Genomic DNA, 21,990 nt, shown 5'->3' with positions numbered 1-21,990 from the left:
CCTGAACCGAGCCCAATGTGTCAGTTCGATGAAGGAATGGGGGCAAAATCCTTGATTTCAGTGGTGAATGTCACCACATGAACATGTGAAAGGAAGTCGTGCCATGAAACAAAGCAACGCAAAATTCAATATTGGCGATGTGGTTCGACACCGGATGTTCCCCTTCCGCGGTGTCATCTTCGATGTCGATCCGGAATTTGCAAATACCGAGGAATGGTGGAATTCCATTCCGGCAGAAGTGCGTCCCAGCAAGGATCAGCCCTTCTATCACCTTCTCGCTGAAAACGACGAGACGGAGTATGTCGCATACGTGTCGGAACAGAATCTGATCAGCGACGAGAGCGGCGTTCCGCTCCGCAATCCGCAGATTGCCCAGATTTTCGACCAGGCGCCGACAGGTCAGCTCAAGCCCAAGATGAGCTTCGCCCACTAAACGCCAAGAAATTCATTCTCTTTTAAAGGGAAGGCACCCAAGGCCTTCCCTTTTCATTTGTGCGTCACACCGATAACGGCCAACCACAAAAGAAAAAGCCCGGATCGCTCCGGGCTTTTCTATAGGATAATGAAATTCCGCAAGCTTACTGCGCTTTGGCAGCCTTCTGGGCATCTTCCAGCTTCTTGCGTGCTTCCTCAGCCTTCTTCTGCATGCTGTCCTGCAGGCTCTTCTGGCTTTCGGCAAGCTTGCTGTCGGAGATCGCCGGGCCGTCAAAGGCAGCGCCGAAGCCGCTCAGCGAAATCTTGATCGGGTTCGGAGCGCGACGGAAGTTGATCGAGGTGAAGGTCACGTCGGTTCCCTTCTTCAGCGAGGCGACCATTGCGTCCGTCACAGGAACTTCAGCCGTGCACTTGTCCGGAAGGCAGACTGCGTAGTCCAGCTTCTGGCCCTTGCCGCCATCAACCTGCATGGTGATGCCGGGCGGGATCAGGCGAGCCGTCGGAACGGAAATCTGCAGGATCTTGCGGTTGACCTTGCCATCAACGGAGATGAGGCCGACGGCCGTGACCAGCTGGCCGTTATTGGCCATGATCAGGTTCTGCACGATGCAGATATCGGCATCGTCCTGCTTGGCGCAGGTCTTGTACCAGCCCAGACGTGGCTGGTTGGGATCGCCACCACCATCGGCAGGAGCTGCATTCGACGCATCCTGAGCGAAAGCGGCCGCCGGAAGCGCCGCGCCGATCATGAGAGCCAGAGCAGAGAGACCTGCCCGCATTTTGTTGTCAGTCTTGAACATCATAGCGAAACCGCCTCCTGAAATCCGCTGCGGAACGACGCGTGCCGTCCCATGCCATTCGGGTCAAACCGTCGTCCACCTGTCGAATGAATAAGGCAAATGCATGACCCGGGAAACCCGGCACCCCTGTTACATCGCACCGGCGCGGATATCCAGCGTTTCTTTGGTCTTTTCTATCGAGACCCAAGAATTCCATGGTCGCGTGTTGAATTCGGCACGCTCATGATAAGGTTCGGCCGAATCGTACCCCTTACCGGAAAGGATGCCATGCAAGCGCTCCGGATCGCTGTTTTCCTATTCTTCGCAGCCTTGTGCAACGCCGCAGCGGCGCAGCCGCTCCATGGCATCGCCATGCATGGCGAGCCGGCGCTGCCGGCTGATTTCAAGCATTTGCCCTACGTCAATCCGGACGTCAAAAAAGGCGGTCGCATCAGCTATGGTGTCGTCGGCACGTTCGACAATCTCAATCCCTTCATTCTGAAGAGCATGCGCACGACCGCGCGCGGCATGTGGGACCCGGAATATGGCAACCTCATCTTCGAATCGCTGATGGTGCGCTCGCGCGACGAACCTTTCACGCTTTACGGGCTGCTGGCGCAGACGGTCGAATGGGACGACAGCCGGAGCTACATCCAGTTCAATCTCAATCCCGATGCAAAATGGTCGGACGGGCAGCCGGTCACCCCCGAGGACGTTCTCTTCACCTTCCAGCTCCTGCGTGACAAGGGGCGTGTCGTCTTCTCCTACCCGCTGGAAACGATCAGCAAGATGGAGAAAGTCGGCGAACATGGCGTGCTCATTCATTTCAACGAGAAGGCGAATCGCGAAACGCCGCTGATCATTGCTTCGTCGCTGCCGATCCTGCCGAAACACGCCACCGATATCGATAATTTTGAACGCACGACGCTGAGCATCCCAATCGGCTCCGGCCCCTATCGCGTGAAGAGCGTCGATCCAGGCCAGCGAATCGTTTTCGAACGCAATCCCGACTACTGGGGCAAGAATATTCCGATAAAGATTGGCGTCGACAACTACGACCAGATCATCGTGAACTACTTCCTGCAGGACACGACAGTGTTCGAGTCCTTCAAGAAGGGGGACATCGACATTTATCCGGATGGCAGCCCGGCGCACTGGCAGCAGGCTTACAATTTCCCGGCGGTAAGCTCTGGCTCGGTCGTCAAGGAAACGTTCACGCCGAAGACGCCGAGCGGCATGCTGGGTTTCGTCTTCAACACACGCCGGCCGATCTTCGCCAACAAGAATGTACGCAAGGGCCTGGCGCTTGCCTTCGATTTCGAATGGTTCAACCGCAATCTGGCATCCAGTGCCTATACGCGTACGGAAAGCTATTGGCAGAATTCCGATCTCTCCTCCTTCGGCGTTCCCGCTGATGCCAACGAGCTCGCCATGCTTGGCCCGATCAAGGACCATATCGACGCCGACGTGCTCGATGGCACCTATAAGCTGCCGGTCAGTGACGGTTCCGGACGCGATCGCTCGATCCTGCGCAAGGCCGTCAATTTCCTCAAGCAGGGTGGCTATACGATCAAGGGCGAGCGCATGGTCGACAGCGCCGGGCGGCAGCTCAGCTTCGAAATCATGACGCAGAATGCGGATCAGGAGCGAATCGCCATCGCCTATCGCCGCTCGCTGAGCCTGCTCGGCATCGCCGTCACCATCCGCACCGTCGACGATTCTCAGTATCAGCTGCGGACGACCAATTACGACTATGATGTCATCATCAAATCCTACCCGTCATCGCTGTCGCCCGGTATCGAGCAGGTGGGCCGCTGGAGCTCCGTCGCGGCGAAGACCCCGGGTAGCCTGAATTTCGCCGGTGTCGCGGATCCCGATGTCGATACGTTGATCGATCACTTCCTGACGGCGCATTCGGCCGAGGATTTCCGCGACGCCGTGCGCTCCTTCGATCGTATCCTGATATCGGGCTACTACGTCGTGCCGCTCTATCATATCGCTCAGCAATGGGTGGCGCGGCGCAGCCGTATAGCCCATCCCGACACATTGCCGCTCTACGGCTATTACCTGCCCGTTTGGTGGGACGCGACCGCGCAATAGATGTTAGGCGCATTCCGCGTGGTTCCCTTTCGGTAACCGGTTGAAGCCGTCGGCGCAAAGGCCTAGATGGTGGAAACGAGCCAAAACTGAAAGGATAGAGCCATGGAACGCATCACGATCGATATCGTCTCGGACGTCGTTTGTCCGTGGTGCTATCTTGGCAAGGCCCGGCTGGAACTGGCGATCGCCGAGGTGCAGGACACGGTGAGTGTCGACCTCAACTGGCGTCCCTATCGGCTGAACCCGGACTATCCGCCCGAAGGCGTCGATCAGAAGAAGGCGCTTGAGCAGAAGCTTGGCGGCGCCGAACGCGTGGCGCAGGGACACAAGATGCTGACCGATCTCGGCCGCGAAGTAGGCATAGCCTTCGATTTCGAAGCCATCAAGATAGGCCCGAACACGCTCGACGCACACCGCCTCATCCACTGGGCCGTCACCGAAAGCCGCGAGAAGCAGGAAAAAGTCGTCAACGCCCTGTTCAAGGCCAATTTCGAAGAGGGTCGCAATGTCGGCGACCACACGGTTCTGCTCGATATCGCCGAAAAGGCCGGGCTCGACCGCTCCGTCATATCAACCCTCCTCGCCTCCGACGCTGACCGCGACCTCGTCATCGCCGAAATCGACGCCGCCCAGAAGATCGGCGTCACCGGCGTGCCCTTCTTCATCTTCGACCAGCAATATGCCGTCAGCGGCGCGCAGACACCGGATGTGCTGGTGGAGGCGTTGCGCGATATCGCCAAGATGAAGGCCGAAGCGCGGGCTGGGATGAATTGAACGGAGATTACTGTTTCGATCTTGGGCGGCAGTAGCCGCCAGGGGTCAACAGCCGACTTGTCGTCGCTATCGCGAATGACCCGGCGGTCCGTCCCCATCGGCAAGTGCAATTGCCGCTATCTGCGCGAGCGTCGTCGCCGCATACTTTTCCGTAAGTTCGCGCTCTGCTGCGGCATGAGCTGCCTCAAGGATTGAATTTGAGGCCCGCTCCACCGGACAAGACGGGTGGTCTCGCGAAATTGGGGCTGCGAGGATCGCCCCCTCGTGCAGCGCACGCTGGACATGCAGCACTGTCACTTCATCGAGTGATTTGATCAGCTTCCAACCTCCGCCACGGCCGCCTTCCGATTCAACGATGCCATGTTCGCGCAGTGCTCCCAGCGTTCGGCGCACGACGACCGGATTGGTATTGAGCATCTGGCCAATCCTTTCCGAGGTTTCCCTACCGCCGAGCAAGCCCATGTGCACCAACACATGCAACATCCTGGCAAGCCTACCGTCGGTCTTCATCGCGCACCTTTCCGCAACAATAGTTGTTACGCTATCTTGACACCCATTCTAACGTAACACATGCTGTTACAGAATAGAAGGAGCACACATGCGACGCCGACAATTCCTGGCCGCTTCGACAGCCCTGATCGCTACCTCCTTTCACGCAACAGCAGCTAAGCAAGAGGTTCCGATGAAAGAGAGCACCATTCAGACCCGCACAATCAGCATGAGCGTCCTTGATGAAGGAAAAGGTCCTTTGGTATTGCTGTGCCACGGCTTTCCTGAAACCAAATACGCTTGGCGGCATCAGATTGGGGCTCTCGCAAATGCAGGTTACCGTGCCGTCGCACCGGACATGAGAGGCTACGGCAAGACCGAGGCCCCAGAGCGAGCCGATCAGTATACCGTCTTCCATGCGGTTGGCGATTTGCTGGCCCTGCTCGACGCCTTGGAGGAGAAGCAAGCCGTTATCGTTGGCCACGATTGGGGCGCAACAATCGCTTGGCAGGCCGCGCTCCTGCGCCCGGACAGATTTCGCGCCGTCGTGGCTTTGAGCGTACCAATGATGGGATTGCCACCTGTGCCGCCCTCGAAGATTTTCCCGCATAATGACGAGGCGCTATTCTACACTCTTTATTTCCAAGACCCGGAAGGTGCCGAAGCCGAATTCAGTCAGGACGTCAGCCTGACGCTCCGGAAACTCATCTACGCCGCGAGCGGTGAGGCCGGGCCGCGCAAGGCTGGCGACGCCACGCCCAACCCTTTTGGCATGGTTCAACGCAGCACCGGACTGCTAGCAACCCTGCCCGATCCGATTCAGCCTCCCGATTGGCTTCCGAAGGAAGATTTTGAGCGGCTGGTGACTGCTTTCAAGGCCTCTGGCTTCACTGGTGGTCTCAACTACTATCGCAATCTCGACCGAAATTGGGAGCTACAGCAGGCCAACGCAGGCCAGCTGGTCAATGTCCCCGCGCTGTTCATGACCGGTGAACGCGACACCGGCCTCAGCATCCCCGGTATGGATCAGATAATCGCGAGCATGCCACACTTGGTCCCCCACTTGCGTGGCTCGCATGTTCTGCCAGCGGCCGGTCATTGGCTCCAGCAGGAGCGACCGAGCGAGGTGTCGGAACTGACGATAAAATTCCTGAAGCAGCTTTCTGAAGAATAGAGCTCGTCTCCTTCTGATGGAAAGCGGCCCGATCCGGATATTGCTTGTTGCGGACTGTGTGACGAGAAGCTTCCTTGATTCTGGCCGACCACCCGCCCGATTGCATTCCCCCAAGACAAACCCTTTAATAGCTTCGATAAAGAGGGACGGCACTCGGGGCGGGCGTATGGAACCAACACATTTGTTCGAGTTGGTGATCGCGATGTTTGTAGCGATCATAGCACTTCATTATGCCGCTCATCGGCTCGGAATGCCGCCCTCCGTGGCGCTGCTTGCGGGTGGCGGATTGATTGCCTTTCTGCCGGGATTGCCGACCATACAGATCGATCCGGCTCTGGTGCTGGTCATCTTCCTACCGCCTCTGCTGCTGGATGGTGCCTGGTCCATCGCTCTGGGGCGCGTTCGCCGCCACATGATCGGCATTGCCTCGCTCGCCATCGGCGCGGTCTTCTTCACTTGCGCCGTCGTGGCCGTGGTGACCCATCTGCTGTTTCCCTCGCTCCCCTGGGCAGCCTGCGCCGCCCTTGGAGCCATCGTGTCGCCGCCGGACGCGGTGTCTGCCCGGGCGGTGCTGGAGCGCGTGAAATTGCCCCGGCGTCTGCAAATCCTGCTGGAGGGCGAAAGCCTGCTCAATGATGCAAGCGGCCTGGTGCTCTTCCGTTTCGCCATCGCCGCCGGCGTGACCGGCACCTTCAGCGCTGTAGATGCCGTGGGGAGTTTCTTCGTGCTGGCAATCGGCGGCGCGGTGGTCGGCATCGCCGTCGGCACGACATGGGTTCTCTTCGTGCGCCGGCTGGGCGACGAATATCTGATCATCGCCGCCACTGCGCTCCTGGCATGGATTTCCTACCTGCTCGGCGAGTTGCTGCATGTCTCGAGCGTCATCGCGACGGTGACCACCGGCCTGATCATGAGCTGGCACCAGCACACCGTCCTGTCCGCTTCCACACGCATGCGCGGCACGTCATTCTGGACCGTCATCGTCTTCCTCATGGAAGCCACGGTTTTCATCCTGATCGGCCTATCCCTGCGCGGTGTTGTCGAACGCGGCGGCGGTTTCGACGTGGTACTCGCCACGATGGGATTGCCGATACTCGTCATCCTGATCGCGCTCACTCTCGCACGCTTTGCATGGACCTACGGCTCCGATTGGGTCATCAGCCTGTGTAATCTTCTTGGAGTTAAGCGCTATACTCCGCTCGGGTTCCGCGGCGCGACCGTACTGGGTTGGGCTGGTGTCCGCGGGGTGGTCACGCTGGCCCTGGCACTGAGCGTGCCCGAAAACTTCCCCGGCCGCGACTTTATCCTGGTGACGTCGTTTGCCATCATTCTTGGGACCGTGCTTTTGCAAGGCACCACACTTGGATATGTCATCAAGTGGTCGCAGCTGACGGAGCCGGAATCGGCCAAAGCTCGCTTCACCATGAGCCAAGCAGAAGCCGCCATGGCCCAGGCACAGTGGGCGACGATCCAGACATTGGCCTACGACAGCGAAGGCAATCTTATTCACCCGCAGCTGCTCAATCGCTATCAGACCAGAGCGGAAAAGATCGTCGACTATGCCGCGCGCACAGACGAGTACGCCCCTATGCTACAGGCACATTTCGATGTCGTTCTGGAAGCGGTCGCGACCGGTCGCCGCGAACTCATACGGCTTCACCGCGCCGGAGATATCGACGATGAAACGCTCCACGAACTGGAGCGAGATCTCGATCTGGAAGAGCTGAGCGCGATTTCCGCAAAATCCTGATGGCTTTCAGGTGCGGAAAGCCGCGCAGCATCTCACTCAACCTTCCTATTTCGCCAGCTCCGCCAGCTGCGTCATGACAACAGCCGCACCCTGCAGCCGCTTTTCAGGCGTCGGCAGGTCGCGCGTCAGGAAGACGCTGTGGTCGGGGCGGATCTTGGCCATCGTGCCCTGCTTGGCGATATAGCCGACCAGATTGCCGGGGTTCGGGAATTCCTTGTTGCGGAATTGCACGACGACGCCCTTCGGGCCGGCGTCGAGCTTCTCGACATTGGCGATGCGGCAGAGCGACTTGATGTAGACGATCTTCAGCAGGTGCTGGACCTCGATCGGCATCGGCCCGAAACGGTCGATCATTTCGGCACCGAAACCGTCGATCTCCTTGATTTCAGTGATTTCGCCGAGGCGGCGATAGAGCGCCATTCGCAGATGCAGATCCGGCACGTAATTGTCGGGGATCATGACCGGCGTGCCGACTGAGATCTGCGGCGACCAGCCAGTGTCCTGGATCTCGTCGACGCCCTTGACCTCGGCGACAGCCTCCTCGAGCATCTGCTGGTAAAGCTCGAAGCCGACTTCCTTGATATGGCCGGACTGTTCCTCGCCAAGCAGATTGCCGGCGCCGCGGATATCGAGATCGTGGCTGGCGAGCTGGAAACCGGCGCCGAGCGTGTCCAGCGATTGCAGCACCTTGAGGCGGCGCTCCGCCGTTGCCGTCAGCACCTTGTTGACCGGCAGGGTGAAGAGCGCAAAGGCGCGCACCTTGGAGCGGCCGACGCGGCCGCGCAGCTGATAGAGCTGCGCAAGGCCGAACATATCGGCGCGATGGACGATCAGCGTGTTAGCCGTGGGCACGTCGAGGCCGGATTCGACTATGGTCGTGGAGAGCAGCACGTCATAGCGGCCTTCGTAGAAGGCGTTCATGATGTCTTCGAGTTCACCGGCCGGCATCTGGCCATGGGCGACCGCCACCTTCAGCTCCGGCACATCCGATTGCAGGAAGGCGTGGATATCAGCGAGATCGGCGAGGCGCGGACAGACATAGAAGCTCTGGCCGCCGCGATAATGCTCGCGCATCAGCGTTTCGCGGATGACGAGCGAATCGAAAGGCGAGATGAAGGTGCGCACTGCCATGCGGTCGACCGGCGGCGTGGTGATAAGCGACAGTTCGCGCACGCCCGTCATGGCAAGCTGCAGTGTGCGCGGGATCGGCGTTGCCGACAGCGTCAGCACATGCACGTCGCTCTTCAGCTCCTTCAGGCGCTCCTTGTGCTTGACGCCGAAATGCTGCTCCTCGTCGATGACGAGCAGGCCGAGATTGGCGAACTGGATGCCAGCGCCGAGCAGCGCATGCGTGCCGACGACAATATCCGTCTTGCCTTCGGACACTTCCTTCTTTGTCAACGCCAGATCCTTGGCGCCAACGAGACGCGATGCCTGCTGAATGCGGATCGGCAAGCCACGAAAGCGCTCTGAAAACGTCTTGAAATGCTGGCGAGCGAGCAGCGTCGTCGGCACCACGACGGCAACCTGGGCGCCGTTCATGGCCGCAACGAAGGCCGCGCGCAGGGCCACTTCCGTTTTGCCGAAGCCGACATCGCCGCAGACGAGGCGATCCATTGGCCGGCCGGCGCCGAGATCGTCACGCACCGCCTCGATCGCGTTCATCTGGTCTTCGGTTTCGTCATAAGGGAAGCGGGCGGCAAACTCGTCATAGAGGCCGTCCGGGGTGCTGAGCACCGGCGCATGCCGGGTCAGGCGCTCGGCCGCGATGCGGATCAAAGCGCCGGCCATATCGAGCAGGCGCTTCTTGAGCTTGGCCTTGCGCATCTGCCATGCGCCGCCGCCGAGCTTGTCGAGCTGCGCCTCGGTGCCCTCGCCGCCATAGCGCGACAGCAGATCGATGTTTTCGACCGGCAGGAACAGCTTGGCGTCGTCGGCATATTGCAGTTCAAGACAGGCATGCGGAGCGCCCGCCGCCTCGATGGTCCTGAGGCCGACGAAACGGCCGATGCCGTGTTCGGCATGAACGACGATCGAGCCTTCGTCCAGGCCCGCCACTTCCGAGATGAAATCGGCGGCACGCTTGCGGCGCTTGGAGCGGCGCACCATACGGTCGCCGAGAATGTCCTGCTCGCCGATAATGACGAGATCGCCGGCCTCGAAGCCCGCTTCGAGGCTGAGCACGGCCGCTGCCGCCTCGCCTTTCGCCAAGCCGCCAAGATCCTTGAAAGCCTCGATCGTCTTGACGCGCGCCAGCCCATGCTCGGCAAGCACCTGCAGGAGGCGGTCGAGCGAGCCCTCCGTCCAGGCTGAAATCAGCACCTTGGCGCCGGAGGCCCGCTTGTCGGCGATGTGCTTGACAACGGCGTCGAAGACGTTGACGCGTTCGCTGTCGGCACTTTCCGTCGCCGAGCGCGCCCAGCGTGGTCCCTGACGGGCGTCGATGCTGAGGACGCGGCGCGCCTCGCCCTCATGCTCGTTAAAGGGCGATATGCGGATGGCGTCGAAAGCATCGAGCGCCTTGCCGAAGGTGCCGCCATCGAGATAGAGTTGGCCCGGCGTGACGGGCTTGTAGGGCGTGCCCTGCCCCATCTGGCTCTTGCTTTGCTGGCCGGAGTTCAGGCGAGCGTCGTAATAATCGAAAACGAGCTTTGAGCGCTCCTCGGCGGCTTCGCGCACCGTATGGTCGGTGACCAGACGGAAGCCCTTGAGATAGTCGAAGACCGTCTCAAGCTTCTCGTAGAACAGCGGCAGCCAGTGCTCCATGCCCGCGTAGCGGCGGCCTTCGGACACTGCGAGATAGAGCGCATCGTCGCGAGTAGCGGCGCCAAAGGCGGAAAGATAATTCTTGCGGAAACGGCTGATCGTATCCGGCGTCAGCGTCACTTCGCTCATCGGATTAAGATCGAGCGAGCGGACCTGCCCGATCGTGCGCTGGCTGGCGGGATCGAAGCTGCGGATGCTTTCCAGCGTGTCGCCGAAGAAATCCAGACGCACCGGTTCTTCCGTACCGGGAACGAAGACATCGAGAATACCGCCGCGCACGGCAAATTCGCCGACTTCGCGCACGGTGGCGACGCGATCAAAGCCGTTGCGCTCCAGGCGGCTGGCGATGTCGTCCATGCGCACCTGGTTGCCCGGTCTTGCTGAAAACGCCAGGCTCTCGATGATATCCTGCGGCGCTACCTTCTGCAGCATGGCATTGACCGTCACCAGTACGATCGCGGCATGCGGCTTGCGGTGATATGCGATCAGCCCGGAAAAGGCGGCCAGACGGCGAGCCGAAGTATCAGAGCTCGGGGAAACGCGGTCATAGGGAAGGCAGTCCCAGGCGGGCAAACTCAACACCGGTATTTCGGGCGCGATGAAGCCGAGCATCTGCTCGACATCGGCCATATGCTGTCCATCGGACATGACATAGGCGACCGGCTGACCGGCCCTTGCCAGTTCGGCAAGCAGGAACGGCTCCATGCCGGCCGGAACATGACCGACCGTCAGCGGCTCGCTTGCGGCGAGCACCTTCTTCGCGTCGAAACCGGGGATCATTTCGTTAAACCAAACCTTTCGGCAATCTCTTCGAAATCGGGCTTGTAGGATCCGATACGCTCGAACAGCGGCGTCTGGAGATGCTGCGGTATCGGCTCGGTGCCGAGGATCCACTTGACGAGATCGTTGTCCTCTTCATCCATGATCCGCTCGAGCTCGTCGAGATCGGCTTCCGCCAGCCCCGGCAGCTCGTTATCGGCGAACTGCCCGAAGACCAGATCCATCTCGCGGATGCCGCGATGCCAGCAGCGAAAAAGGATGCGCCGACGGCGGGGATCGAGATCGGCACTGCTGAGGGTGAGCCCAGTCATCAAAAACACCTTTATGTTGATGCGTCTCTATAAAACCAGCAGGGAAAGGTGGGAACCGATTTTTCAGAAAAAAGCGTCCCAGACGCAATTTTCCGGGGAGTGTTGGCCTCAATGGAGAGGAGTTTCCGGCCGCCCCTTGCCAAATCCACCCTGCCCGTCGCATTTTGCCCGCCATGCGTCCCGCCATCCTCGACCCTTTGTTTGCCTCCATCTCTTCGCTGCCCGGCGTCGGGCCGAAGGTATCCGAACTGCTGGTGAAGCTGCTCGACCGCGAGACGATCGACGATTGCCGGGTCATCGACCTCTTGTTTCACGCACCACACTCCATCATCGATCGGCGCGAGCAGCCGGGTATCGCCAGGGCGCCACAGGGCACAATCGTCACCATTACCGGCCGCGTCGACCGCCACCAGGCGCCGCCGGCGCGCAGCAACGTGCCCTATCGCGTATACCTACACGACGAGACGGGAGAACTGGCGCTGGTCTTCTTCCGCGGCAAGGCGCAATGGCTGGAAAAGCAGCTGCCACTCGATGAAACGGTAACTGTCAGCGGCAAGGTCGACTGGTTCAATGGCCGTCCGTCGATGGTGCATCCGGATTACATTATGCGCGAGAGCGAGGCGGAAAACCTGCCGCTGGTCGAGCCGGTCTATCCGCTGACGGCCGGCCTCTCGCCGAAATTCCTGCGCAAGACCATCGAGGCGGCTCTGCCGCGCATGCCTGAATTGCCGGAGTGGGACGATCTGGCTCTGGCACAGAAGCAGGGCTTTCCCTCGATATCGGACAGTTTCCACATGCTGCACGCGCCACGCGACGCGGCCGATATCGATCCGCAGACGCCGGCGCGCCGCCGGCTTGCTTACGACGAATTCCTGGCCGGGCAGCTCTCGCTGTCTCTCGTGCGCCAGCGGCTGCGCAAGGTCGCCGGCAAGCCTGTGCATGCCACCGGAGAAATCAGCAGCAAGATATTGGAATCCCTGCCCTTCTCGATGACCAACAGCCAGCGTGAAGCGGTGGCGGATATTCTCAAGGATATGGCCGGCACGGAGCGTATGCTGCGGCTGCTGCAGGGCGATGTCGGGGCCGGCAAGACGCTGGTGGCCCTGATGGCGATTGCCGCTGCGATCGAAAGCGGCGGTCAGGCGGTGTTGATGGCGCCGACCGAAATCCTTGCACGGCAGCATCATGCGACGATCTCAAAATTCGCAGCAAATGCAAATCTTTCGGTGGAAGTTCTCACAGGTAGGACGAAGGGTCGTGAGCGAGACGTCATTCTCGAGCGCATCGCCTCTGGCGAAGCGCAGATCATCATCGGCACGCATGCGCTGTTCCAGGACAGTGTCGCCTATGCCAACCTCGTGCTGGCCGTTGTCGACGAGCAGCATCGCTTCGGCGTCCACCAGCGCCTGCGCCTGACTGCGAAAGGCATCTCGCCGCATATGCTCGTCATGACCGCGACGCCCATTCCGCGAACCCTCGTGCTGGCCGCCTTCGGCGATATGGACGTTTCCAAGCTCACCGAGAAGCCGGCCGGGCGCAAGCCGATCCAGACGATCACCATCCCGAATGAGCGAACCGGCGAGATCGTCGCGAGACTCAAAAGCGCGCTATCGGAAGGCAAGAAAGCCTATTGGATATGCCCACTTGTGGAAGAATCTGAAGAATCCGATTTAATGTCTGTCGAGGAGCGTCACGCGACATTGACGAGCGCGTTAGGGCCCGGCATCGGTCTCATCCACGGCCGGATGAGCGGCCCTGAAAAAGACGCCGTCATGATGGCCTTCAAGAATGGTGAGATACGGCTGCTCGTGGCAACAACCGTCGTCGAAGTCGGCGTCGACGTTCCCGATGCCACGATCATGGTCATAGAACATGCGGAGCGTTTCGGTCTGGCGCAGCTCCATCAGCTGCGCGGTCGCGTCGGACGCGGAGACGAGGCCTCCACCTGCATCCTGCTCTACAAGGGGCCGCTTGGTGAAACCGGACATGCCCGGCTCTCGATCATGCGCGACACCGAGGATGGCTTCCGTATCGCCGAGGAGGATCTGAAGCTGCGCGGTGAAGGCGAGCTTCTGGGCACGCGCCAGTCCGGCACGCCAGGCTTTCGCATCGCCAGCCTAGAAGCTCATGCCGATCTTCTGGAAATCGCCCGCAAGGATGCCGCCTATATCATCGAGCGCGATCCGGAACTGACCGGAGAGCGCGGCATGGCGATACGCACCTTGCTCTATCTTTTCCGCCGAGATGAGGCGATCCGTTTCCTCCGAGCCGGATGACTGGATGGACGCGGTCAACGCGCCCATCCTCCTTCAAAAGGCTTACTTGCCAGCAAGACCGGGAATGGTCACCTGGAACACCTGGAACATGGTGTCGACATCGGCGCCGCTATCATCCTTGTAGGCGGCTCCAACCTGGAAACCGTCCTGGGTGATGAAGTCGTTGTCGTTGGCGACGAACAGGAAGTAATCGTCCGGCAGCTTCGGGTCCTGAACGCTGGCAAGCGACATCGCTTCCCACTTCTCCGAAAGATTGCTGCGATCGTTCGGAGCACCGTTGTGCAGGCCGAAACGTGCGAGATCGGCGCTATCGTTGATGTCGATGAACTGGTTGACGGCCGCCGGCTTTACCGTGGGGTCGAGAACGCCCTTGGGGGCGACCGATGTGCCGGTATCGAACTTGCTGCCGGCAATGTCAGTGGCGGCGGAGACGTCGACAATGTCGATGCTACGGTAGAGGGACTTGTCGCCCTTCTGGCCATAACCATTGCCGCTGTCACGCGCCAGCATCAGGAAGCTCGTCGACGAAAGCGCCACGATCTCGCTCTGGGCCGCAACGACCGTCTTGCCCTTCTCATTGGTGAAAACCGGCAATGGCACGACATATTCATGCACCAGTTTCAGATGAGCGACATCGGAAGCGTCATAGACAAGCGCGCGCGTGTTCTGCCGCGTCGAGCTGGAATCGCCGCCATCCTGGCGGGTCGCCGACTGCAGTACAGCGATCAGGAACTTGCCGTCCGGGGTGAGAGACATGCCCTCGAAGCCCTGGTTGTTCTGACGTCCGCTGGTCGGATCCTTGGGATCAGGCGCAGCTTCGCCGGGGCCTGGATTGTTCGACGAGAAGTTCACGGCGCCATTGCGCATCGGCAGGAATGCATCCGGCGGTGTCGTGGCAGACAGCATCCGGCCATCCGCCGAGAAGCGATAGATATAGGGGCCGTATTCATCGCTGATGAACATCGTGCCGTCGGGCAGACGGGCAATCGCTTCATTGTCCAGCGAGATCTTGCCATTCGGCGCTTCGGGCAACAACGGCATACCGCCTTCAGGATGGCGGGTGCCATTGGCCGGATCGAGACCGGTCGCCTCTACGCCCTTATCATCCTTCAGGAGAAAGGTGTCTGCGAGCTTGGCGTCTACGCCCGATTGTTCCTTGCCGGCCGGCGGCGTTGCACCGGGAGCAACCGGCGTCAGCAGGATATCGATCGTGTTGAGGCGTGCGCGATAATCGGTGGTGCCTGCAACATTGTAGCCGCGATCCGGCAGCAGCCAGAGCGAGCCCTTGTAGGTGCCGTCGGCATTGCGGGTCCAGCTCTTGGTGTCGATAGACATTCCAGAGCCCGAGCCGAAGGTCTCGCCGAACTTGTCGCGCTGGTTGGCCGGAATGCGGCCGATGGCGACCCGGCCCTTGTTGACGAGCGTCAGGCCCTGAACGGCTACCGAAGTATCGGCAAGTGCTGCGACCGGCGCAGCGAAAACAAATGTGGCAAGCGCCGCCGACAGCAGCGGCAGGCTCTTCGAACGCATATATTTCAAGGCAATATCCTCCTGATGAAAACCCTTGCGGAGACAGCGGCATCATCCTCGGCCTGGTCCAGAGCCTTGCGTCGAAGAGCAATCGCCCGGCGCCCAAGCCCCGAGCATTCAATGATGAGATACATCAGATTGCCTGTCCCCATCGACGATCTAAGGTGTCAACATGATAGGCGCATGACAATTCGCGCTGCGCGCGAAGATCGTCAACGAGCTGCACGAATGGCCGTTTCTAAGTCAGAGACTTCATCGGAACCGGCGCGCGCAAGCCCTTCGCGGCAACAAGCTCCTCCTTGTATTCCGGCGAGACCAGGCCGCCGGAAATCAAAAGTTTCGCGCCGTCCTCAGGCCCCATGTCGAGCACCGTAATCTTTTCGCGCGGAACGAAAACCAGGAAGCCTGCTGTCGGCACCGGTGTCGGCGGCAGGAACACTGCGACCATATCGTGACCCATGGCATTAAATTTCGAGGCAATCTCGCCCTTGGCATCCGTCGAAATGAACACCATGGACCAGAGGCCAGGGCTTGGATATTCGATCAAACCGACCTTTTTGAAAGAAGTGCCCTGCTCTTTCAGCACCGTCTCGAAGATCTGCTTGACGCTCTTGTAGATGCTTCGCACGAGCGGCACGCGATTGACGATCGACTCGCCAAAACGAACGATGCTTTGCCCGATCAGGTTCTTGGCCAGGAAACCGACGATGGTGATGAAGATCATCGCGATCACCAGGCCGGTGCCTGGGACAGCGAAGTTCAGATAGCTCTCAGGATCGTACCGCGCGGGAATATAGGGGCGGACCCAGCTGTCTGCCCAATGGACGACGGACCACGTAAGCCAGATCGTAATGGCGATCGGAGCGCAGATGATGAGGCCGGCCAGGAAGTTGTTTCTGATCCGCGTCGTCACGGACATCTTGATGAGTTTCTCAGTCATGTGCCGTTCGAAAACTCCATTCCGCCGCCTACCGCTATCAGGCAAATCCTCCCCCACCTCTCCTCAAGGAAAAGTGCCAGAAATCGATGTGGCATACAACCCGGCAGTCATCCCGCCGCGTCGAACGGAGCTTCCTCTCACGACGACGTGACCACCGGGCGCAAATGGAGCGAGGCCCTACTCCACCGTCACCGATTTGGCGAGGTTGCGCGGCTGATCCACATCCGTGCCCATGAAGACGGCGGTATGATAGGCAAGTAACTGAATCGGCAGCGAGAAGATGATCGGCGCGATGATCTCGTCAACGACAGGCAGAGTAATCGTCGCCATCGTCGGCAGTGTCGATGCAGCGGCACCTGTTTCATCGGTGATGAAGATGATTCGTCCGCCGCGTGCCGCCACTTCCTGCATGTTGGAAACCGTCTTGTCGAAGAAGCGGTCGTGCGGAGCGATGACGATGACGGGCATATTCTCGTCGATCAGCGCAATCGGCCCATGCTTGAGCTCGCCGGCGGCATAGCCTTCGGCATGAATATACGAGATTTCCTTCAGCTTCAGCGCCCCCTCCATAGCGAGCGGGAAGCTGGTGCCACGGCCGAGATAAAGCACATCCTTGTATTTCGAAATGTCGCGCGAGAGGCTTTCCATCTGTGGCTGAATGATATTGAGCACCTGCGCCATGATGCGCGGCATCTCGACGAGGTGACGCACCATTTCCTTTTCGTCCGCAGGACTGATGGTGCCGCGGGCGACCCCCGCCCCAATCGCCAGGGAGGCTAGAACGGCAAGCTGGCAGGTGAAGGCCTTGGTCGAGGCAACGCCGATCTCGGGGCCGGCCATAATCGGGAACACGGCATCGGATTCGCGAGCGATCGTCGATTCCTTGACATTGACGACCGCACCGATCTTCAAGCCATTGTCCCTGCAATAGCGCAGAGAAGCCAACGTGTCGGCCGTCTCGCCGGATTGCGAGATGAAGAGCGCCGCCTGCGAGGAAGACAAGGGCATTTCGCGATAGCGGAACTCAGAGGCAACATCGATTTCGACTGGAAGCCGGGCATAACGCTCGAACCAGTATTTGCCGATCAGACCGGCGAGATAGGCCGTGCCGCAAGCGGAGATCGCCAGGCCGGAAACCTTGCCGAAGTCGATTGCCGATACGCTTGGGCGCACCTGATGGCTGGCGAAATCCACATAATGGCTGAGCGCATGCGAGATAACCTCCGGCTGCTCGTAGATTTCCTTTTCCATGAAGTGGCGGTGGTTGCCCTTGTCGACCACATAGGCGGTCGCCTGCGAGATCTGGCGAGGCCTGCTCACTTCCTTGCCATTGAAATCGATAATGATCGCACCGCCATGGGTGACGATCGCGCAGTCACCATCGACGAGGTAGGTGATCTCATTCGTGAAGGGAGCGAGCGCAATCGCATCCGAGCCAAGGAACATCTCATCCTTGCCGTATCCGACGGCAAGCGGCGGCCCGGAACGAGCGGCCATCAGCGTGCCGGGATCGTTTTCAAACATCACGGCCAACGCATAAGCGCCGGTGACGCGGTTCAACATCTTCAGCATGGCAGCGCGGGGCTCGAGGCCATCGCGGATGTAGTTCGCCAACAGATGCGCCACCACTTCGGTATCTGTCTGCGAGGCGAATACCCTGCCCTCTGCCTTCAACTCCTCGCGCAACTCGGAGAAATTTTCGATGATGCCATTGTGCACGACGGCGACGCCGTCGACAAAATGCGGATGGGCGTTGGTTTCATTGGGAACGCCGTGGGTTGCCCAGCGCGTATGAGCGATGCCAGTCGTACCGGGTAGCGGATTTGCCTCCAGGTGCTTTTCCAGATTGAAAAGCTTTCCCTCCGCGCGGCGGCGATCCATCGCGCCTTCATGGATGGTCGCAACACCAGCCGAATCGTAGCCGCGGTATTCGAGGCGCCGCAGCGCATCCACCAGGCGGTCCGCCACCGGCTTCGTTCCGACGATCCCAACAATACCGCACATACAACTCTCCGTCTGGCCTCAGTTACGAGGGCAAGTCCTAATCATTCCTGCAATTTTCTCAATTGCCGCAACGGTCACTTTCGATTTCGGACCGTTACGCGTGACGCCCAGGGGTTTAGTGGCCACCCTTCTTCGCTGCTTTGATGGCAAGGGCTCGCTCACGCAGAGCCTTGGCGCGTTCCGGCTTGATCTCCTGACGCGCACGCCCGAAGGCCAGTGCATTATCCGGGACGTCCTCGGTGATGACACTGCCGGAAGCGACATAGGCGCCATCGCCGATATGCAGGGGCGCCACGAGCGAGGAGTTGGAGCCGATGAAGGCGTTCGCGCCGATATGGGTCTGGTACTTGTTGACCCCATCATAGTTGCAGGTGATCGTACCAGCGCCGATATTGCTGCCAGCGCCGATGGTCGCATCGCCGATATAGGTCAGGTGATTGACCTTGGCGCCCTCGCCGATCTTGCCGTTCTTCACCTCGCAGAAGTTGCCGACCTTTGAACCACTGGCGAGATCGGCGCCGGGACGCAACCGCGCGAACGGCCCGACCGTCGCGCCGGCGCTGACATGGGCACCCTCGACATGCGAGAACGAGTGAACGATCGCGCTGCCTTCGATGACGGCGCCGGGGCCGAAGACCACGTTCGGCTCGATCAGCGCGTCCTGACCGATGACGGTGTCATAGGAGAGAAACACCGTCTCGGGCGCGATCATGGTGACACCCGACAGCATTAGCTCGTGGCGCCGCCGCTCCTGCCAAAGGCGCTCGATGAAGGCGAGTTCGGCGCGATTGTTGCACCCGGTCATCTCAACCTCCGGCGCATCGACGGCCACGGCTCGGCCGCCGAGCGACCGGGCGATCTCGACCAGGTCCGTGAGGTAATATTCGCCCTTGGCATTGCTGTTGCCGATGCGATCGAGCAGATCCAGCGCCTTGCGGCCGTTGATCGCCATCAGGCCGCTGTTGCACCAGGTAACCGCCAGCTCGGCATCCGTCGCATCCTTGGCTTCGCGGATCGCGATGAGTTCACCGTCCTTGACCAGCAGCCGGCCGTAGGCATTCGGGCTGTCGGTGTGAAAACCGATGACGACGATGTCATTGCCCTCAGCGAGGCCCTGACGCGCAGCACGCAGCGGGACATCGGTCAGCAACGGCACGTCTCCGTAGGCAACGATGATGTCGTCATAGCCTCGTGCAATCGCCTCGCGCGCTGCGAGCACGGCATGGCCGGTGCCGAGGCGCTCTTTCTGCAGATAGGATTCAACCGTAATTCCGCCGATCGATGCAGCCGCGCTGACTTCATCGGCATTGCGCCCGACGACGAGCGCTGCCGCCGAAATATCGGTCCTGGTGATTGCCTCCATTACGTGGGCGATCATGGGCCGCCCGGCGATCGGGTGCAGCACCTTCGAGATCGATGATTTCATGCGGGTGCTGTCGCCGGCGGCGAGGATGATGGCGAGGCAGGTGCGTTCCATTGCAGGCTCCGAGGTGTACGATCAGGCAGTGCCCGTTGTCGGGCACAGTTCCCTCATAGCAACTAGTCGAGTGGCGAACTACGGCGAAATTAGCGGCGGCCCTCAAGCCTCGGCAAGAGCCGCAAAAGCTTCAAGGACATGTTGACGCCCGTCGACGATGACGAACTCCATAGCCTTGTGAGCAGCAACGGTATCCCGCGCCGCAATGGCTTCGACGATTGCCATGTGCGTGTCCGCTATATTGCCGAAGCCCGTGGTGGAACTCGGCGCGCTCATGCGGAACATGCCGACCAACGCGGCCTCGATCAGGCCGCCAAGCGAGCGCATGAAAGGGTTTTGCGATGCCTCGGTGATGGCCAGATGGAAATGCAGATCGGCAACGGCCAGGCTGTCCGATGTGTGATGAGGTGCGGCCATGGAAGCCGCGAGGCGCCGCAACAGATCGATGTCTTCGCGGCTGGCGCGCTCCGCCACGAGACTGGCGGCGAACGGCTCGAAGGCCATGCGTATGTCGTAGAGATGCAGAAGGAATTCCTTGTCGATCCCGCTTTCGAAATGCCAGTTGAGCACATCGTTGTCGAACATGTTCCAGTAGATCTTCTCGGTGACGCGCGTGCCGACGCGGGCGCGCGGCACGACCAGCCCCTTTGCCGCCAGGGTCTTCATACTCTCCCGCAGAACGGTGCGGGATACTTTGAACCGCAAGAGAAGGTCGCTGTCGCCGGGGAGAATGCTGCCGATCGGAAAATCACCCGATACGATTGCCTTGCCGAGGTCGTCGACCACCTGCGCATGGCTCGTGCGCGACTTCCCCTCGGTTTTTCTCGTATCAAGCAGTCTGCTACGCAAAGCACCCCGTCCTTCCCTTAGACGTCACGTCGATTTAAACGGGAAAGCAGCAGAAGATCCTTCTGCATCAGAATAAGGGCAACAGCAGCAAGCCGATCAAGCCTTTGTCCATCCACTGGAAAACATTCCATCAAAGGTGGCGCAGGTCTGTATCAAGCCCTGTATGAGAATTCCGATGAGTGTTCCTCCGCCGAACTCCGCTCCTCCCGTTAGCAGTGTTCCGCCCATGACCACGAGCGCAGTTGCGCCAGGCTCGGCGCCGATCGTGGCAAGCGAATATCCCGCTGATGTATAAATGGAAAAAACGATTCCGGATAGATCAGCGACGTCTCTCCCGAGGGCCGTCTCCTCGGCCCGAGATCAGAAACATCATACAGTAATACTTTTGTAAATCGGCATTCGATGGTGCAGCGCAACAAAAAAGGGCGCCACGGGCGCCCCTTTTCAACTCACTTTATCCTTCGGCGATTACTTCGAAGCCGGCAGCTTGTCGTCGACGCCTTCGATGTAGAAGTTCATGCCGAGCAGCGTGCCGTCATCGGCCTTCTCGCCAGCCTTCAGCCAGGGCGTGCCGTCCTGCTTGTTGATCGGGCCGGTGAAGGGTGCAAGCTCGCCGGACTTGATCTTGGCTTCGGTTTCCTGAGCCATCTTCTTCACGTCGTCAGGCATGTTGGTATAGTCGGCCATCTTCAGGATGCCGTCCTTCAGACCATCCCAGCTCTGCTCGGACTTCCAGGTGCCGTCGAGCAGCGCATGAACGCGCTTGGAGTAGTAGTTGCCCCAGGTATCGACGATAGCCGTCAGCTGCGCCTTCGGGCCGGCGGCGATCATGTCGGAGGCCTGGCCGAATGCGTGGATGCCACGCTCCTGAGCCACCTGCATCGGTGCCGTGGTGTCGGTGTGCTGGGTCAGGACATCAACGCCCTGGTCAACCATGGCCTTGGCGGCGTCGGCTTCCTTGCCCGGGTCGAACCAGGTGTTGACCCAGATGACCTTGAGCTTGAAGCTCGGATCGATCGAACGGGCGCCTTGCTCGAAGGAATTGATGCCCATGACGACTTCCGGGATCGGGAAGGAAGCAATGTAGGCGGCACCGTGGTTCTTCGACGTCTTCGCCGCAATCTGGCCGAGGATGTAACGGCCTTCATAGAAGCGCGAATTGTAGGTGGCGAGGTTCGGGCCGCTCTTGAAGCCGGTAGCGTGCTCGAACTTCACCTTCGGGAATTTCGCGGCAACCTTGACGGTCGCGTCCATGAAGCCGAACGAGGTCGAGAAGATCAGCGAGCAGCCGGAACGGGCGAGGCGCTCGATGGCGCGCTCGGCATCCGGGCCTTCCGGTACGTTTTCGAGATAAGGCGTCTCGATCTTGTTGCCGAATTCCTTCTGGATCTGCTGGCGGCCGAGGTCATGCGCCTGCGAATAACCGCCATCCGTATGCGAGCCGACGTAAACAAAGCAGACCTTGGTCGGGGCCGCTTCGGCGGCAGCGGCGAAACCAACGATGGCAGCGGCTGTCGTTGAGAGGGCGAGTGCTAGTTTTTTCATGATTACCCCTG

Annotated in this window: 16 protein-coding genes and 1 pseudogene; 6 read left to right on the top strand and 11 right to left on the bottom strand. The window is 60.1% G+C overall.

The genetic code is table 11. From position 1 onward, the window contains the following. Positions 1-103 precede the first annotated feature (103 nt). Positions 104-433 (top strand): heat shock protein HspQ, encoded by a 330-nt coding sequence (hspQ, locus tag ACQZ6F_RS17605; RefSeq protein WP_068386581.1) that lies wholly within the window; start codon positions 104-106, stop codon positions 431-433. A gap of 145 nt (positions 434-578) precedes the next feature. Here the strand turns inward: hspQ and ACQZ6F_RS17600 are convergent, their stop codons facing one another. Further along, on the bottom strand, positions 579-1,238 hold the full coding sequence (locus ACQZ6F_RS17600; RefSeq protein ID WP_449093229.1) for an invasion associated locus B family protein: 660 nt from the start codon (positions 1,236-1,238) through the stop codon (positions 579-581). 264 nt (positions 1,239-1,502) lie between these two features. On the opposite strand from ACQZ6F_RS17600, the gene ACQZ6F_RS17595 reads away from it, so the two are divergent. Together ACQZ6F_RS17595 and ACQZ6F_RS17590 are read left to right on the top strand one after the other, a co-directional pair. Then, the gene (locus ACQZ6F_RS17595) at positions 1,503-3,314 is read left to right on the top strand and encodes an extracellular solute-binding protein (protein WP_449093230.1); all 1,812 of its coding nucleotides are present in this window, start codon (positions 1,503-1,505) and stop codon (positions 3,312-3,314) included. A 102-nt stretch (positions 3,315-3,416) separates the two neighbouring features. Beyond that, on the top strand, positions 3,417-4,088 hold the full coding sequence (locus tag ACQZ6F_RS17590; protein WP_449093231.1) for a DsbA family oxidoreductase: 672 nt from the start codon (positions 3,417-3,419) through the stop codon (positions 4,086-4,088). A 66-nt stretch (positions 4,089-4,154) separates the two neighbouring features. On the opposite strand, the gene ACQZ6F_RS17585 is transcribed toward ACQZ6F_RS17590, so the two are convergent. Further along, on the bottom strand, positions 4,155-4,598 hold the full coding sequence (locus ACQZ6F_RS17585) for an RrF2 family transcriptional regulator (RefSeq protein WP_449093232.1): 444 nt from the start codon (positions 4,596-4,598) through the stop codon (positions 4,155-4,157). A 172-nt stretch (positions 4,599-4,770) separates the two neighbouring features. On the opposite strand from ACQZ6F_RS17585, the gene ACQZ6F_RS17580 reads away from it, so the two are divergent. Both ACQZ6F_RS17580 and ACQZ6F_RS17575 read left to right on the top strand, forming a co-directional pair. After that, positions 4,771-5,751 (top strand): alpha/beta fold hydrolase, encoded by a 981-nt coding sequence (locus tag ACQZ6F_RS17580; RefSeq protein ID WP_449093233.1) that lies wholly within the window; start codon positions 4,771-4,773, stop codon positions 5,749-5,751. A gap of 166 nt (positions 5,752-5,917) precedes the next feature. After that, positions 5,918-7,501, top strand: a complete 1,584-nt coding sequence (locus ACQZ6F_RS17575) for a Na+/H+ antiporter (protein WP_449093234.1) — start codon at positions 5,918-5,920, stop codon at positions 7,499-7,501. 45 nt (positions 7,502-7,546) lie between these two features. Here ACQZ6F_RS17575 and mfd read toward each other — a convergent pair whose 3' ends face one another. Next, positions 7,547-11,047 (bottom strand): transcription-repair coupling factor, encoded by a 3,501-nt coding sequence (gene mfd, locus ACQZ6F_RS17570; RefSeq protein WP_449093235.1) that lies wholly within the window; start codon positions 11,045-11,047, stop codon positions 7,547-7,549. After that, the gene (locus tag ACQZ6F_RS17565; protein ID WP_068386565.1) at positions 11,044-11,358 is read right to left on the bottom strand and encodes an FAD assembly factor SdhE; all 315 of its coding nucleotides are present in this window, start codon (positions 11,356-11,358) and stop codon (positions 11,044-11,046) included. The genes mfd and ACQZ6F_RS17565 overlap by 4 nt, the downstream gene beginning before the upstream one ends. A gap of 173 nt (positions 11,359-11,531) precedes the next feature. On the opposite strand from ACQZ6F_RS17565, the gene recG reads away from it, so the two are divergent. Continuing rightward, positions 11,532-13,634, top strand: a complete 2,103-nt coding sequence (gene recG / locus ACQZ6F_RS17560; RefSeq protein WP_449093236.1) for an ATP-dependent DNA helicase RecG — start codon at positions 11,532-11,534, stop codon at positions 13,632-13,634. Between the two features lie 42 nt (positions 13,635-13,676). Here recG and ACQZ6F_RS17555 read toward each other — a convergent pair whose 3' ends face one another. The 7 genes and pseudogenes from ACQZ6F_RS17555 to ACQZ6F_RS17525 all read right to left on the bottom strand — a co-directional run bounded on the left by ACQZ6F_RS17555 (position 13,677) and on the right by ACQZ6F_RS17525 (position 21,979). Beyond that, positions 13,677-15,164 (bottom strand): esterase-like activity of phytase family protein, encoded by a 1,488-nt coding sequence (locus tag ACQZ6F_RS17555; RefSeq protein ID WP_449093692.1) that lies wholly within the window; start codon positions 15,162-15,164, stop codon positions 13,677-13,679. A gap of 238 nt (positions 15,165-15,402) precedes the next feature. Next, positions 15,403-16,104, bottom strand: a complete 702-nt coding sequence (locus ACQZ6F_RS17550; RefSeq protein WP_068386556.1) for a DUF502 domain-containing protein — start codon at positions 16,102-16,104, stop codon at positions 15,403-15,405. Positions 16,105-16,281: 177 nt separating this feature from the next. Then, positions 16,282-18,108 (bottom strand): glutamine--fructose-6-phosphate transaminase (isomerizing), encoded by a 1,827-nt coding sequence (gene glmS / locus ACQZ6F_RS17545; RefSeq protein ID WP_449093237.1) that lies wholly within the window; start codon positions 18,106-18,108, stop codon positions 16,282-16,284. A 115-nt stretch (positions 18,109-18,223) separates the two neighbouring features. Next, positions 18,224-19,585, bottom strand: coding sequence for a bifunctional UDP-N-acetylglucosamine diphosphorylase/glucosamine-1-phosphate N-acetyltransferase GlmU (gene glmU / locus ACQZ6F_RS17540; protein WP_449093238.1), 1,362 nt, complete (start codon positions 19,583-19,585; stop codon positions 18,224-18,226). A gap of 102 nt (positions 19,586-19,687) precedes the next feature. Then, positions 19,688-20,434 (bottom strand): FadR/GntR family transcriptional regulator, encoded by a 747-nt coding sequence (locus ACQZ6F_RS17535; protein WP_068386544.1) that lies wholly within the window; start codon positions 20,432-20,434, stop codon positions 19,688-19,690. Positions 20,435-20,451: 17 nt separating this feature from the next. Continuing rightward, positions 20,452-20,776 (bottom strand): annotated as a pseudogene (locus ACQZ6F_RS17530) (sugar ABC transporter permease YjfF); the annotation flags it as partial. A gap of 126 nt (positions 20,777-20,902) precedes the next feature. Then, positions 20,903-21,979: a BMP family ABC transporter substrate-binding protein gene (locus ACQZ6F_RS17525; protein WP_077471143.1), complete on the bottom strand. Its 1,077-nt coding sequence runs from the start codon at positions 21,977-21,979 to the stop codon at positions 20,903-20,905. Between the last annotated feature and the right edge of the window lie 11 nt (positions 21,980-21,990).

The sequence above is a fragment of the Rhizobium sp. A22-96 genome (genome assembly GCF_053521805.1).
The sequence above is the reverse complement of the archived record's forward strand: the minus strand, read 5'-3'. Positions and strand labels throughout refer to the sequence as shown.

Bases quoted from the DNA above. Each gene is read 5' to 3' on its own strand.
- ACQZ6F_RS17525 (WP_077471143.1), bottom strand. From the start codon at position 21,979: ATGAAAAAACTAGCACTCGCCCTCTCAACGACAGCCGCTGCCATCGTT.
- glmU (WP_449093238.1), bottom strand. From the start codon at position 19,585: ATGGAACGCACCTGCCTCGCCATCATCCTCGCCGCCGGCGACAGCACC.
- ACQZ6F_RS17550 (WP_068386556.1), bottom strand. From the start codon at position 16,104: ATGACTGAGAAACTCATCAAGATGTCCGTGACGACGCGGATCAGAAAC.
- recG (WP_449093236.1), top strand. From the start codon at position 11,532: ATGCGTCCCGCCATCCTCGACCCTTTGTTTGCCTCCATCTCTTCGCTG.
- ACQZ6F_RS17585 (WP_449093232.1), bottom strand. From the start codon at position 4,598: ATGAAGACCGACGGTAGGCTTGCCAGGATGTTGCATGTGTTGGTGCAC.
- ACQZ6F_RS17575 (WP_449093234.1), top strand. From the start codon at position 5,918: ATGGAACCAACACATTTGTTCGAGTTGGTGATCGCGATGTTTGTAGCG.
- ACQZ6F_RS17595 (WP_449093230.1), top strand. From the start codon at position 1,503: ATGCAAGCGCTCCGGATCGCTGTTTTCCTATTCTTCGCAGCCTTGTGC.
- mfd (WP_449093235.1), bottom strand. From the start codon at position 11,047: ATGATCCCCGGTTTCGACGCGAAGAAGGTGCTCGCCGCAAGCGAGCCG.
- ACQZ6F_RS17580 (WP_449093233.1), top strand. From the start codon at position 4,771: ATGAAAGAGAGCACCATTCAGACCCGCACAATCAGCATGAGCGTCCTT.
- ACQZ6F_RS17565 (WP_068386565.1), bottom strand. From the start codon at position 11,358: ATGACTGGGCTCACCCTCAGCAGTGCCGATCTCGATCCCCGCCGTCGG.
- hspQ (WP_068386581.1), top strand. From the start codon at position 104: ATGAAACAAAGCAACGCAAAATTCAATATTGGCGATGTGGTTCGACAC.
- ACQZ6F_RS17600 (WP_449093229.1), bottom strand. From the start codon at position 1,238: ATGATGTTCAAGACTGACAACAAAATGCGGGCAGGTCTCTCTGCTCTG.
- ACQZ6F_RS17555 (WP_449093692.1), bottom strand. From the start codon at position 15,164: ATGCGTTCGAAGAGCCTGCCGCTGCTGTCGGCGGCGCTTGCCACATTT.
- ACQZ6F_RS17590 (WP_449093231.1), top strand. From the start codon at position 3,417: ATGGAACGCATCACGATCGATATCGTCTCGGACGTCGTTTGTCCGTGG.
- glmS (WP_449093237.1), bottom strand. From the start codon at position 18,108: ATGTGCGGTATTGTTGGGATCGTCGGAACGAAGCCGGTGGCGGACCGC.